This is a genomic window from Chitinophaga arvensicola (assembly GCF_900110835.1).
Taxonomy (GTDB): Bacteria; Bacteroidota; Bacteroidia; order Chitinophagales; family Chitinophagaceae; genus Chitinophaga; species Chitinophaga arvensicola.
Window position 1 is genome coordinate 3788929 of record NZ_FOJG01000002.1, and the last position, 13662, is coordinate 3802590.

Sequence of the window (13662 nt, forward strand, 5' to 3'; positions counted from 1 at the left end):
TTTTACCAAACCTACAATATGATGAGCGCAACTATAGATGCGAGATATGAGGCATGCCTGGCCAAACGTCCGGATAGCCTTGCCCGCCTGATTAATCTGTTCAAGAAGGATATAGACCTGCGTATTACACAAAAATTACAGGAACGCGGATACAAGAATTTCAAGCTGGGCGACATGGTATTACTGGTGCATATAGATCCTCAAGGCACCATCAACAACGATCTGGCCAGAAAGGCACGTATCAGCAAACAGGCCATGAGTAAGGTAGTAAAGAACCTGGAAGCCGACAATTACATCGCTACACGAAAGCATGATACCGACAACCGCGCCAGCCTCATTTTCCTCACAGAAAAAGGGAAAGAATTCATGATCAATGCGTACGAAGCAGTAGACGAAGCACAGCAACTATATGCCAGCATCATCGGAGAAGATACACTCCTGCAACTGAAAACAATCCTGAAACAACTGAATACAGGATTGAACCTCAGTTAATCATTGCCTATTTTAATGTGATATAATAGCGGTTGGCGCTGTCTTTTACGATAGGCGCCTTCAGCGCTTTGCGAAGTAATGCCAGGGTTTCTTCCGGAGAACTGTGCTCAAAATCCACCGTCAGGCTGCGCTTATACAAGCTAACGGCAGAGGGAGGCACCTGGATATCCAGGTCAAAATAACTGTTTACCCCATCAATTATTTCATCCAGCGGAATATTCCTGAACTTTAGTTTTCCTGTTTTCCAGGCGAGCAATGCCTGGCTCTTCGGGTTTTTATGCAATAATGCCTGGTGCTGTTCACGAGAAGCCATCATACCGGGAGTAAGGAGTAGCTTTTTGTCTTTATCAGATACCAGTGTCGCTTTCCCCTTTATCAGCAACACTTTGAAGATCGCATCCGTTTTATGCACGGCAAACACCGCTTCCAGTGTATATAAATCCGTGTGTTCATCCAGCTTCATCCGGACGCGGGAGGGCATAAAGATCTCAAACCACACATCGCCATGATGCAGCTGCAATTCAGGCGTGACAGCGAACTTTGCAGCGTAGCTGAGAGACGCGTCCTTCCGGGCAATCAGGGTACTTCCCCCGGCCAGCAACAGCGTATCTGTATGCCCTGTAAGATTGATGTAGTGTAAGGATGTTTCTTTTCCGGACCTGGAATAAAAGAGAAAGATAAGTAGGGCCACTACAGGAATAGCCACGGCAGCAGCAATCCATTTATACCTGGAAGCACGCACCGGCGACGGAGGCGGCAGCTCCCGGACCACGGTAGTCAACGGCGCAGGTGCACCTTCGGCCAGCCAGGCCGCCAGCTGGCTTTCCACATAGGCAGCCTGCTCCGGACCTTCCTCGCGTAAAGCGGCAATTTGTGCCTGCAAAAGCGGATCTTGCGGAGTATGGATAAATCTTGATATCAGGTCTCTGACATCCGGTCCGGGTTGATACATCATGTATGGATACTGTCGGCTATAGCTGGTATGTTTGGCAAGATACTTAACTTCCATACAAGTTCCACCGCACAGGCATCGCATTTGCAGAGGGTACCAATAAATAATTAGGTCACTTCGGCTAGGTTTAATATTTTTAGTAGAGAGGAACCAGGCAAAAACGATATGTATGTCACCTGAACAATTAATAAACAACGACCAGGAATATATTGAGGGATTGCTTTATCACAGACCGGGCGTAATTGAAAATATTTACCAACGGTTTGCATCCAAAGAGAAGCGGTTTATTCTGCAAAAAAGCGGTCACGTAAAAGATGCGGCCCATATCTTTGAAGAAGCACTGATGGACATTTATTACTTCGCCCGCCGTCACCCGTTGAAGGTATCCGACTTTGAACCCTTCCTGCAACTGTTGTGCAAACGAATCTGGGAGCAGGAACTGGAGAAGAGAGGCCAACGTATTCCGGGTCTGGAAGCAGAGGAATTGTCAACCATGAGCAGGGATGATATCCAGGATGTGGAAGATGTGCTCAAAGAAGGGGAAAAAAGGCGACTCATTTATCACTACTATCTCGCTTTATCTGATGAATGCAAGGAATTGCTCCGATGGTCACTTACTGATGGCTGCCTGCAGGAAGATATCGCCGCAGAAACCAATATTCCCGTTACAGAACTTGCCAGCCGCAGAACGGATTGCTTCCGCTCCCTGTTCAGGGATATCGATACCAAACTAAAAGCGAATAGTCTCTCTGAAAAAGACCTGCTGGAAACAGACCGTTTCCTCAGCGGGCAATTAAGTGAAGCAGACCGGAAAGCCTTCTCCGACAGGCTGCAGGGCGATGCACTGCTCTCCCAACAGGTAAAACGCTTTGATGCTGTTCGCCAGCTGCTCGCGCAGAAAATCTGCAATGATACCGGCCGCGATGAACTGCAACACCTGCTGTTTACCCACCGCAACGCCTGGTATACACTGAAAGATAATTCCGTAATTCCCATCCGGAACTACGTGATCCTTACCGCGCTGATAGCGGCAGCCATGGCCATTTTACTGTATGTAAGTCCCTGGAGAAAGAATATCTACCGGCAATTTGCCTCCACAGAAATGCAAATCCCGGATATAGACAGCCTCCGGCTTCCTGAAGAAGCCATTGTGCAATTCAATCACGGACATTTCGGTGAAGCTACCCTGCTACTGAACGATGCGCTGAAAACAAATCCGGGGAACCTGTACGCCCGCTATTACCGTGGCGTGGCCCTGATAGACCAGAACCAGCAGGAAAGCGCAAGACAGGACCTGCTGACTGTTTTTAACAACAGCAGTGAACTTAAATATGAAGCCGCATTTTACATTGCATTAAGCTACCTGAAAGAAGGACGCAAGCAGCAATGCCTGGAATGGTTATTGAAAATCCCATCCGGTGCGCCGAATTATCTCAAAGTGCAGAAACTGATAGAAGAATTAAAAAACTAATTCAGGTATTGTCCTTTACTACAGTGGATAATATTTTCTACTTCACCCTTAATCAGCTCGTAAACAGGAGCTTTTGCCGCTTTAATCTGTACCAGTTGTTGTAATACCAGGAAATAGATTTCTCCATGATTACAACCATCAATCTGGGCTTTTAAAATGTCATGTTTTACCTCTTCGCAACCGGTGGCATCCAGTTTTTGGTAAATAACATACAAGTCATCCATCCAACTCATTTCTCTAAAGTTTAAACATAGTGTATAGTCTCCTAAAGTTAAGCAATTACATTAAGAAAATAAAGCATCCGAATATTAATTAATTGTAAATCCTAACTTATTCATAACCAGATCAAAGGATTCCTTATTGGCAGGTTCCGAAGTATTTCTTCCTCCTGCGGATCCTTATCTAGTGACTCCCACAATTCATAATAACGGGGCTCCTGCAAAGCGACCGCACCAAAAATGAGGAAAGACTGCGCCACCGGCCAATTGTTCCAATACATCACATCATGTGCATATGGCCATTTACTTTTATCTTTTACAAAAGGAAGAAGGAATGCCATCCCTTTCCCGATATTTTTGCTACTGTCGGCGCTAAACTGCCACAGATCATTATCCGGAGTGCTTAACAACTGGCAGAGCGTACTCATGGCATCGAGGTTAAACAGCGAGTAGCCGTAAGGTTTAGTACGTTTCAATTCCAGGGGAAAACTGCCGTCTGCTGCCATCTGTTGGGGTAATAAGACGGTTTTATAACGGTTGCTGCAGAAATCCAGTAATGCACGGTTATCCACAAAACGGGCAAAAGCCGCTACCTGCATCACCCAACAGGTACCGTGATTGTTGGCCGCATTCATTTCATCTTTTCCATAAGGATGTGTGGTAAGCCATTGCAGGTATTCGTTAAACCATTGCTTAAATGCCTGCAGATCTTTCGCTGGAATGGGGCCTGCCTTCTCCATGATGAGCAACGCCTGCGCCACTTCCATCAGGTGAATAGTATCAATGATACCAATGCCCCTGCCGGTAGTTTTTCCCTTAATGGCCTGCGCATACAGCAGCGAAGGATTCATACGCGTAGCGGCTGTTTCAAACCAGGCTTTGGCATGTAACAAGGCCTGTTGCAGATAGGTGTTGTCTTTCGTAGCCATATAACCCGCTGCCAGCGCCCCCATCACACGACTAAAACGGATCATGGCCTGCCGGTGCGCCACAAAATTATCCGGGTTGGTTTGACCGTCGCGCTGAATATAAGGCCCGTCCGGATTCGCCGGATCGGGCCACCAGTAGTCGCCTTCGGAATAAAAATCATGGATGCCTCCGGCGCTACGCTCACAACGGGAAGCGGTAATGGTTACGGGCGCCTGCTGCAATGCCCATTGCGCCCGGCTAACAATGGCGGCCTTATTATGCTCCAGGATCCGCTGCTGATAAAATGATTGTGCATCTGCCAGCAGAACGATGCTCATCAATACCGCGATCAAGAACGTACGCATGCCATTACTTTTTGGGCGTTAGTAATAATACCCGGCCATCATGACCCGGTAACTCCATGTTAAAAGAACCGCTATGGATACCAAGATCAGCTCCTGTCCAGTAATCTGATACATTACAGGTTTCGTCGAGCTTCACGGATATTTTTTTGGAAGATGACTGCCAATTGAGTAACACTACCTGTTTGCCAGCAGCGGTAGTAACCCTGCCGGTTTCAAAACTGGTATCATCGAAAGCGGCGGCTGTTGCGGTTGGTGGTATTGCTTTACGTAAAACGTTTAGCCGTTGGGGTGATATTTTTGTCAGGTCGTCGCCACTCAGCAACATGCCACCGGTAGCATACAACAATGCTGCATGAAAATTAAATTCATTGTCGGGCATATCACCGGTTAACACCAGGCAATCCGGATCATTCCACCACAGGCGGCCGTTCTGCCAGGCGCGATAAAGGTTTTCACGCCCGGAGCGCTCAAATACGGACCAGCTACGCTTGATATCCATGGAACTGCGGCTGCCATGTACCAGTCCGAGTGAGGGCCACAGCGGATGATTACAACCCAGGATAAACGCATCCCTGCTTCCCTTAAGAATCGCTTCCATACCACGCCTGTAGGCCTCTACCCGCGTAGCCGCAGGATCATAAAAACGACCGCCATGAATAGCACCCCAGAAATTGGCGTCCAGTTTAAAGTAAGTGACACCCCAATCGTTCCGCATGGTGCGGAACAACTGCTCCAGGTGCTGCTGTACCGCAGGATTGGTGCCATCCAGCACATACCACGGTTTCAGCCGCCAGCCACCAAAGCTCACCAGATCGCTGCGCAAAGGCTGGCCTGCGGCATCTTTCACGAGCCAGTCTTTATGATTTTTATAAATAGCGGAATTGCTGTCGCAGATAAAAGGCGCCACCCATATAGCCGGTTCAAAACCTTTAGCCCGGACAGACTGCAGCACTGACTGTACATTGCCGCCGAAAGAATTCCCTGCTTCCAGCCAGTCGCCCATATGCGGCTGATAGCCATCATCGATCTGGATATACTTCAATGCCGGGATATTACTTTTGATGTAATCCAGGTTATCATAAATATTCTGTGCCGTTACTTTGGGGCCAAAGCAATACCAGGAGCACCAGCCGGTGGGTGGTTGCTTAAACTCCAGGCGTGGATGCTGTTCCTGTATCCTGGCCGCAAAGCGGTCCAGTAACATGTTACCATCCCTTCCGGTTGTTACCATTAACTCTTCCAGGTTAAAAGCTGCACCGGGGGCCAGTTCCAGGTTCTCCAGGTCGGTGGCTGTTTTGATGGTATCCGCAGAGATATAAAATTTGCTCACAAAACGTTTACCCGAAGTGTACCCCAGTAAAATCTGCTCCTCGTTGGCAGGATACAACCGCAACAGGTTGTACACAGCAAGATAACCTTCCGGTTGCGGGATCTTATAATGCCCTGCATCCGTGTAATTACCGAGTGTTTCAGGATGCTCCAGCGTTCCGGCTGTTTGTGTTAACATCTGGAAGCCTTCTGCATAAAAAGGGGTGGTAGCCGGCAATACGTTACCAGCAATGCCGGTCACCACTTCTTTCAGGCGCAACGGCGTACTACCTGTGTTGACTATACGTATTTCACACCGGTCCCCTTTCCATTCGCGGATCACTTTGATGTAATCGGGCGCTGTGGCGCCAGTACTGGTGTACACGACGGCCCTGCTTTTTTTGAGGGCCGCTACAATGGCAGATTCACCTGCCAGTACGTTATAAGTTTTACCAGGTGCAGTTGAAAAATCATACTCAAAAACTTTTTTCAACTGCAACACCGGTAATTTCGTTGGATCTTTTACAATGGTTTGTCCGGGCGTCTGTGGCTGATAGAAAGGATTAACATTGTTACCCCTGGCTGCCGGAAGCGATTTATCATCTATACTAACGGGTACCTGTGTACGAATACGGCAATTCCCACCTAGAGCGGAACGGACAACAGCATGCGTCAATCTGCCATCTTTCCATTCCATATCTACCTCAAAACCTCCCCTCGCTTTCAATCCTTTTACACTGCCGGCCGGCCAGGCGTCCGGCAAAGCGGGCAATAAGTACAATACGCCATCATGGCTTTGCAGCAGCATTTCGGTAATACCGGAAGTTACCCCGAAGTTTCCATCTATCTGAAATGGCGGATGTGCATCAAACAGGTTAGGATAAGATCCACCACTGTTATCGGCTACGCTCATCGTTTGACCACCTGCCAGAAATAGTTGTTTGTTCAGCATGGTATAGGCATGATTACCGTCTTCCAGCCTGGCCCACCAGTTTATTTTCCATGACTTCGACCAGCCGGTACCACCGTCGCCGCGTAAAAGTAAACTACGTGTAGCCGCTGCCGCCAGTATGCTATCCCTTCTCGGAGAAATAAAATTCCCCGGAAACAGGCCATATAGATGAGATACGTGCCGGTGACTATCCTTCGGATCATCCCAGTCTTTGTACCATTCCTGCAACTGCCCGTATTGCCCCACATGAAAGGGATACATTTCCTGCATTGTTTGCCGGATACGTGCTACCAACGCGGCATCCATCTTCAATACGGTAGCCGCCTGAATGGTATTATTGAAAAGGTCATGAATAATGGACAGGTCCATGGTAGACGCGACGCTCACAGAACCTTGCTGTTTACCATTCACCTGGAAGTTGTTTTCGGGAGATGTAGAAGGACTGGTGACCCATTGGCCCTGATCATTTTTCACAAGCCAATCCAGCATAAACAGACTTGCACCTTTCAGGTCAGGATACAGCTGTTGCAGCATCTTTTTATCACCGGTAAACTGATAATGTTCCCACAGGTGGCGACTGAGCCAGGCTCCGCCCATTGGCCAGATGGCCCACCTGGGATTACCATTGGGATCAGAAAAATCTATTCCACCAGCGGGGTTGGTCATGCCCCATATGTCGGAGTTATGATGCGCTACCCAGCCTTTTGCGCCATAGTTAACGGTAGCGGTTACACGCCCATGCTGTGCCAGTTGATGAATAAAATCAAACAACGGGCTGCCGCAATCCGATAAATTAGCGGTTTCAGAAGGCCAGTAGTTCATCTCCGTATTGATATTAATCGTGTAGTTGGAGCCCCATGGCGGCTGCATCTCCTTATTCCAAAGGCCTTGCAGATTCATGGCCGGCCCGCCTTTACGGGATCCGGCAATCATCAGGTAACGACCATACTGGTATAGCAGGGTGGTGAGTTGCGGATCGCGGTTACCACCATGTTGGGTATATACCGCCAGGCGTTCATCTGTTGGCAGCGTTGCGCCTTCGTCAGTTCCCAGGTGCAGCGCTACGCGGTTAAACAATGCCGTATAATCGTTGACGTGATTTTTCCGTAGTTCGTTATAAGCACCTGCTTTTGCAAAAGGCGCTATGGCCGCTGTATGTGGGTCTTTCCCATTAGGCAGGCCATCCTTAAAACTGGTACCCACCGATAATAACAACACCGCTTCTGTAGCACCGGAAATATGGATACCAGCAGTATCAGCTTTCACCTGGCCACCGCTTACACGGGCATCCAGGTGTACTTCGTAGTTGATGCCTTTATTGCCATATACGATCTGTTTAGCTTCATAATTACGGGCTGCCACGTATTCAGGGCAACGGCCACGCATTACCACGTAGTGAGGATTTACCACACTATTGGTGTGCGGCATACCATTGGCAAAACGGGTGCTGAAGTTAAGCTGACCAGGCTTTCCGGCAGTATATCTTATCACCAGCAACTGCTGTGGATAACTGCAAAATACATCCCGCGTGTAGTCAATACCGTTAGCTGTATACGTCACCCTTGCTATGCCGTTGTTCAGATCCAGTTCCCGTTTGTAACCGTTAGCCTCCTGCGGCAGGTTGTTTTCTATAAAAAGGCTTCCCAGCGTGAGATAGCGGGCGCTGTAAGTGCCCATCATTTTGCGGGCCAGCTGATCGGCTTCCATATATTTCTCTGCAGCCAGCAGTTGACGGACTTCCGGTAGCTTTTCCCTGGCAGCCGGATTATTGCCATCACGGGGAACGCCCGACCAGAGATAGCCTTCATTCAATTGTAATTCTTCCTGTTGTACCCCACCGAAGATCATGGCGCCGATGCGGCCATTCCCCACCGGCAAAGCTTCCACCCATTGTTTGGCAGGTTGCCGGTACCAGAGTTTCAGGAGTGAGTCGGCGGGCGTTGCTGCGAGGGAAGAATGCACCAACAGCAGCAATGAGGTGGCCAATAAATATTTTATCATTGTTCTCTATTTTCGGGTTGAGTCATACCTGTTTCCATTCCTTTGCTGACAGCAGCCACAACTACCTTTCCACCGTTAACGGCTACTGGCCTGTCCGATTTCCAATTATGCTTTGCCGGGCTTCCTGTATTGTCTGAATTGCCGGTCAGCCGGGCATTCCTGCCAGAGCGCATTCATAATATTTAATGAAAAAATGAGTAAATACCGGGGTACCTGTATCGTTCTTTCATCCTGGAATTCATTACATCCGGTAAACGTTTGCAAGCATGATATTTCAATGCAACTATTACTTCTACAGGTATATTTCAGATTTCATTACGTGATTACATACCGAAAATATGCAATCGGTTGCATATAAATGGATGGAATTTTACCCATTTCAGGTATCTTTTTCAGCGGGAAGGGGCAGGAGTAGTAAGGGCGCTAAAAAGAACATACCATCAATTCGGGAACCTGATAAAATGATTTCTTCAAAAGATCACAAACCGGCTGGCATCTTCCAGAAAACTATAACAGGTATATTCCTATACAACCAAGCCATTATTCAGTGGGCGTTTTCCCAAAAACGTAAACAGGAAAGCGCATATCAAATAAATCTTCCGAAAGAAAATATTTGAAATACGCTATCCATCAGGCTTTCAGGAAAACGTTATACATAGGCCCTGTGATCCGTAGCTTATCAAAAAAAATTCCCTTTTCGCCAGTGTAAAAAAGCGTCCTTTACCGGAGAAAAAACAGGTGGGTACAATAATTATTTTTTTCATTCGTCTGTTAATACAGTGAGGCTGCTGCTATGAAAAAAGACAAACAATCCATCATTGCATCATACCGGCTGGAGCAGCTATTGGCTAATCCGGGGTTGATGATAGATGTTCATTATAGAGTGGCCGGGGAACCGGCCCACCGCACTGATGCTGATCTGACCCGGGCGCACCGGCATGAGTTTTACACATTGGCGGTGAATGGTAAACAGGCAAGCCAGCACATGGTGGATTTCAGGCTGGTAGACATGCCTCCGGAGAGCATGTTTTTATTGACGCCCTGGCAGGTGCACCTGTCGACGGATATGGATCAGATTCTTGATGTGTTCCTGATCTCTTTCACGGCTGATTTTCTACCTGCTGGCTTTCCTGCTTTGCCTTTATGCATGGATCAACCGGTTACGCCGGATGAGGCTACCTACCGGGATATATGGCATCTCTGCGAGCGGTTGCGGCAAGAATTTACCAGTCGCAGGGCCTTACAGGAGCAGGTATTGCAACATTACCTGGCAGTGCTGTTAACCCTGTTCATACGCTGTTTGCCTGAAAACAACAGCGGGCGGCAGTTGCAACCGGAATTGCTGGTCCGCTACCGGGAGCTGATGGAAAAACATTTGCTGAGCTGGAATAGTTCCGGGGAATATGCACGTGCGCTTCACGTCACCACAGATCATCTGAACGAGGTGGTGAAACAGGAAACAGGTCAGACTGCATCCGCATTACTGGCGGCGAGGCGGATACTGGAAGCAAAGCGGATGTTACTGCATTCTTCTCATGGGATCAAGGAAATCGCCTGGTATCTGCAATTCAACGAGGTAACCTATTTTAATCGTTTCTTCAAACAGCATACCGGGCAAACACCGGTAGCATTCCGGATCGCCAACCGGGAAAAGTATAATTATAACCCGGAATAGTGTAATAACAGAGACTTTCAGGTCCGGTAGTTTTGCTGAAATAAATATTAACAGAAAAACTACCTGCTATTTTACCGGACGAGGCAACAGATAAAACAACCTATCCCACCGTAGCTGGCAAGTTGTAACCCTTCAAACAAAAAATTTTATGCCTTCAATTAAAGACAGGGCGACCAGTTTACTGATGTCGCGCATAGGGAAGACTGCGCATGTGATCAGCGTATCCCGTATCGGAAATTTTCTTTTAGAGATCCATCTGCAATTGCCGCAGGCTTTGCCGGAGCGAAGCACGCAGCATCTCAAATGTGAAGTAGCTGCTTATACTTATCGTGACTACACCGTGGCCAATTGGGACGTGCAGGCGCGGAAAGCCATCCTGCTGGTGAATTGCGGGCATGAAGGGGTGGGCAGCTCCTGGGCACTGGGCCTGCAACCGGGTGATGAAGTATATTATGCGGGCCCGGGCGGCGGGTTTCAACAACCCACCTCCGCTACGCACCTTGTATGCATAGGCGACGCCAGTGCCGCAGGCCATTTCCATTCCCTGTACCTGCTTAAATCCAGCCAACAGGAATTTCATTGCTTCCTGCAACTGGAAAATCCAGCCACACGGCAATTATTACAAATGCCGGTGCAGCCCCTTTCCAATAGCGGGCATTATTTTACCGACCTTCATGAATGGTTATACCATTATGATTTCCCGGTGGCAAATACAACTTATTATGTGGCAGGTAATCAGCGGATGGTGGTACAGGTGCGTAAATCGTTACGTCAGCAAGGCAGACAGGTAAAGGCGCAAGGTTTCTGGGGCTAAAGCGCTAAGGCATCAGACCAGGTGTTCTTTCATTGCCTTTACGATAGCGTTGGAGCGGGAATTTACATCGAGCTTACGATAAATATTCATAATGTGGGAACGCACCGTTCCCACACTGATATGACACCCTTCAGCTACTTGCTTGTAGGTGTCGCCATTTACCAGGCAACGAAGAATTTCTTTCTCCCGGGGCGACAATCCGTAGGGGTCCTGATAGACCTGTTTTTCTTTTTTGAAAAAGGCCAATACTTTGTTGACCGCCACTAAATTCGACTGCAAAGCCGTCTCATAAACCTGGGAAATAAATTCCGACAGGGAGACAGGCGGTACATGATCCGTTTGAAATTTCTCTGTTGCTGCTGGCACCTGCGTTAAACCCTGTTCCGTCTCGTTCAGGGTAAGCAATAGCACATTTATATCAGGGTAAGCTGCTTTTACTATGCTGGCGGCTTCTATCGCAGTCAATCCAGGTATCTCTATATCCATAAAAACCAGGTTGCAGATATCTTTTGCTAATTGTTGTAACAGTTCTGATGATTCGCTGCGTAATCCTGAAACCTCTAAAACACGCGCTTCTCCCAAACTACCAGGACTTATAGGCCGCACTTTTTTCATAATATTCCTTTTGGGTTATGTATATTCATATGAAATCTCCCATTGATAACTGCAAGTTCTCGGAAGCTGGTATGGTTGATAAATTATAAATGGAAAGATCACACGGTTTCCATACCCGTAACAAATTTGAAACAATTACATGCAGCAGTCAATCGGATACGTATATGGTTTTTCAATACATATTAATATACAACCCATTTTATATTACTAATAAAATGAAAATGTAACGTGGTACCTGGTAGTCTTTTAAAGGATTAACGGGAATGCAATTGACTATTAATCAATTACTTAAAAGTTGGCACTTCTCTCATTTAAAACAAATTATATTTTAACATATATGTCACAATTGTACCTTTCCGGCTGCTCTTCTCTCTGAACCCTTCGCTCCTGTCAGATCATCCCCAAGGGCTAACCGGTACTTTTCTGCTATCACCAGCATCGATTTCACGACCTCCGGAAACTGCTGCTGCACATCCAGTGTCTCCCCCGGATCACGGCGCATATCATATAATGCCAGCGGCACATCTACTTCCGGTTGTGCTCCCGGAAAACCATCATACCCCGGAAGATTTAACTTGTATGTTCTGCTCCTGTGCGGAAGCACCAGCTTCCAAGGCCCCTTCCGGATGGACTCCAGACTATTCACCTGATAATATACGGCCAACTCATCTCTTGGGTTTGCACCCGGCTCATTAAACATCAGCGATTTCATATCCACTCCATCAATTTTCCGGACCGGTAATGCTGCGCCGCATAAATTGGCAATAGTAGGCAGCAAATCGATCGTAGCCGCCATCTTATTACAAACGGTGCCGGCAGGAATTTTATTGGGCCAGCGCATAATACAGGGTACCCGGATACCGCCTTCCCAGGAGGTACCTTTTCCCTCACGCAACCCGCCGGTATTACCCGCATAATTACCATACGATAACCAGGGGCCATTGTCACTTGTGAAAATCACCAGCGTATTATCTGACAACCCGTTTTCTTCCAGTGTTTTCAATACCTGTCCTACCGACCAGTCTATTTCTGTTACCACATCGCCAAAAAGTCCGTCTTTACTTTTGCCCTTGTGCTTATCGGAAACAGCGATAGGTACATGCGGCATACTATGCGCCAGGTAAAGAAAAAATGGTTTGTTTTTGCTTTCTTTTATAAAACGGCAGGCTCTTTCGGTGTATATAGTGGTCAGCTCCGACTGATCCTCCAGTGTTTTAATATATCTCAATGGCTTGTTGCCTTCTATCAGGGGCAACGGCGGATATTTCCTGCGGGGATTGGTAGAAGTATCGGAATAAGGCTTTCCATCATAATGTACCGGCCACATATCATTTGAATAAGGCAATCCGAGATATTCATCAAACCCGTGCTGTAAAGGCAGCCATGGTTCTTTACTACCCAGGTGCCATTTCCCCACCATCCCTGTTCTGTATCCCTGTGTTTTCAGGACAGAAGCAATAGTTTGCTCGGCTGTATCCAGTGCGATAGGCGCTGTTGGCCACAAGGCGCCATTGATGCCTATCCTGTTAGGATAACAGCCTGTCAGCAATCCCGCCCTGGAGGCGGAGCACACAGCCTGTGCGGCATAAAAATAAGTGAAACGCATTCCCTGCGCGGCCATCCTGTTAATGTTAGGGGTATGCCAGGGGGTACCAGCAAAACATTCCAGGTCGCCATAACCCATATCATCCATAAAGATGATCACAACATTCGGCTTCTTCGCCGCCGGCAAAGGTTTTACAAAACTGAACAATACAGCCGCCAAAATTAATGTGGTCAGACAAAAAAAAGCTTGCTTCATCCGGGATGTTTGACAATAAAAAATGGTGAGTATAAAAATATACATCTTCCGGAGAATTTCTAAAAAAATGTGTCCCTCTTATATATAAA

At 47.5% G+C, this 13662-nt stretch carries 10 protein-coding genes; 4 read left to right on the forward strand and 6 right to left on the reverse strand.

Going from position 1 to position 13662, the window contains the following annotated elements; all coding sequences use genetic code 11:
- Positions 1 to 21: 21 nt before the first annotated feature.
- Positions 22 to 492, forward strand: coding sequence for a MarR family winged helix-turn-helix transcriptional regulator (locus BMW79_RS32420; protein WP_177192425.1), 471 nt, complete (start codon positions 22 to 24; stop codon positions 490 to 492).
- A 7-nt stretch (positions 493 to 499) separates the two neighbouring features.
- Here BMW79_RS32420 and BMW79_RS32425 read toward each other — a convergent pair whose 3' ends face one another.
- Positions 500 to 1501: a FecR family protein gene (locus BMW79_RS32425; RefSeq protein WP_177192426.1), complete on the reverse strand. Its 1002-nt coding sequence runs from the start codon at positions 1499 to 1501 to the stop codon at positions 500 to 502.
- Positions 1502 to 1613: 112 nt separating this feature from the next.
- Here BMW79_RS32425 and BMW79_RS32430 point away from each other — a divergent pair, with 112 nt between their 5' ends.
- The gene (locus BMW79_RS32430; protein ID WP_089903514.1) at positions 1614 to 2915 is read left to right on the forward strand and encodes a hypothetical protein; all 1302 of its coding nucleotides are present in this window, start codon (positions 1614 to 1616) and stop codon (positions 2913 to 2915) included.
- Here the strand turns inward: BMW79_RS32430 and BMW79_RS32435 are convergent.
- From BMW79_RS32435 to BMW79_RS32445, 3 genes are all read right to left on the reverse strand, one after another.
- A complete protein-coding gene (locus BMW79_RS32435) occupies positions 2912 to 3148 on the reverse strand; it encodes a hypothetical protein (RefSeq protein ID WP_089903521.1) in 237 nt (78 codons plus the stop codon). The two genes, BMW79_RS32430 and BMW79_RS32435, sit on opposite strands and share 4 nt — an antisense overlap.
- Positions 3149 to 3249: 101 nt before the next feature.
- Complete coding sequence (locus tag BMW79_RS32440; RefSeq protein WP_089903524.1) at positions 3250 to 4407, reverse strand: alginate lyase family protein; 1158 nt, start codon at positions 4405 to 4407, stop codon at positions 3250 to 3252.
- Between the two features lie 4 nt (positions 4408 to 4411).
- Positions 4412 to 8668 carry a glycosyl hydrolase family 95 catalytic domain-containing protein gene (locus tag BMW79_RS32445; RefSeq protein ID WP_089903529.1) on the reverse strand — a complete coding sequence of 1419 codons (4257 nt, stop codon included), beginning with the start codon at positions 8666 to 8668 and terminating at the stop codon, positions 4412 to 4414.
- A 793-nt stretch (positions 8669 to 9461) separates the two neighbouring features.
- Here BMW79_RS32445 and BMW79_RS32455 point away from each other — a divergent pair.
- Both BMW79_RS32455 and BMW79_RS32460 read left to right on the forward strand, forming a co-directional pair.
- The gene (locus tag BMW79_RS32455; protein ID WP_089903535.1) at positions 9462 to 10343 is read left to right on the forward strand and encodes an AraC family transcriptional regulator; all 882 of its coding nucleotides are present in this window, start codon (positions 9462 to 9464) and stop codon (positions 10341 to 10343) included.
- Between the two features lie 148 nt (positions 10344 to 10491).
- On the forward strand, positions 10492 to 11157 hold the full coding sequence (locus tag BMW79_RS32460) for a siderophore-interacting protein (protein ID WP_089903538.1): 666 nt from the start codon (positions 10492 to 10494) through the stop codon (positions 11155 to 11157).
- 12 nt (positions 11158 to 11169) lie between these two features.
- Here BMW79_RS32460 and BMW79_RS32465 read toward each other — a convergent pair whose 3' ends face one another.
- Together BMW79_RS32465 and BMW79_RS32470 are read right to left on the reverse strand one after the other, a co-directional pair.
- A complete protein-coding gene (locus BMW79_RS32465; RefSeq protein WP_089903541.1) occupies positions 11170 to 11772 on the reverse strand; it encodes a response regulator transcription factor in 603 nt (200 codons plus the stop codon).
- 340 nt (positions 11773 to 12112) lie between these two features.
- Positions 12113 to 13573: a sulfatase family protein gene (locus BMW79_RS32470; protein WP_089903544.1), complete on the reverse strand. Its 1461-nt coding sequence runs from the start codon at positions 13571 to 13573 to the stop codon at positions 12113 to 12115.
- Positions 13574 to 13662: the final 89 nt, after the last annotated feature.

What these genes read in the sequence shown, in the direction of transcription:
- BMW79_RS32420 (WP_177192425.1), top strand. Translation starts at nt 22, where the DNA reads ATGAGCGCAACTATAGATGCGAGATATGAGGCATGCCTGGCCAAACGT.
- BMW79_RS32425 (WP_177192426.1), bottom strand. Translation starts at nt 1,501, where the DNA reads ATGGAAGTTAAGTATCTTGCCAAACATACCAGCTATAGCCGACAGTAT.
- BMW79_RS32430 (WP_089903514.1), top strand. Translation starts at nt 1,614, where the DNA reads ATGTCACCTGAACAATTAATAAACAACGACCAGGAATATATTGAGGGA.
- BMW79_RS32435 (WP_089903521.1), bottom strand. Translation starts at nt 3,148, where the DNA reads ATGAGTTGGATGGATGACTTGTATGTTATTTACCAAAAACTGGATGCC.
- BMW79_RS32440 (WP_089903524.1), bottom strand. Translation starts at nt 4,407, where the DNA reads ATGCGTACGTTCTTGATCGCGGTATTGATGAGCATCGTTCTGCTGGCA.
- BMW79_RS32445 (WP_089903529.1), bottom strand. Translation starts at nt 8,668, where the DNA reads ATGATAAAATATTTATTGGCCACCTCATTGCTGCTGTTGGTGCATTCT.
- BMW79_RS32455 (WP_089903535.1), top strand. Translation starts at nt 9,462, where the DNA reads ATGAAAAAAGACAAACAATCCATCATTGCATCATACCGGCTGGAGCAG.
- BMW79_RS32460 (WP_089903538.1), top strand. Translation starts at nt 10,492, where the DNA reads ATGCCTTCAATTAAAGACAGGGCGACCAGTTTACTGATGTCGCGCATA.
- BMW79_RS32465 (WP_089903541.1), bottom strand. Translation starts at nt 11,772, where the DNA reads ATGAAAAAAGTGCGGCCTATAAGTCCTGGTAGTTTGGGAGAAGCGCGT.
- BMW79_RS32470 (WP_089903544.1), bottom strand. Translation starts at nt 13,573, where the DNA reads ATGAAGCAAGCTTTTTTTTGTCTGACCACATTAATTTTGGCGGCTGTA.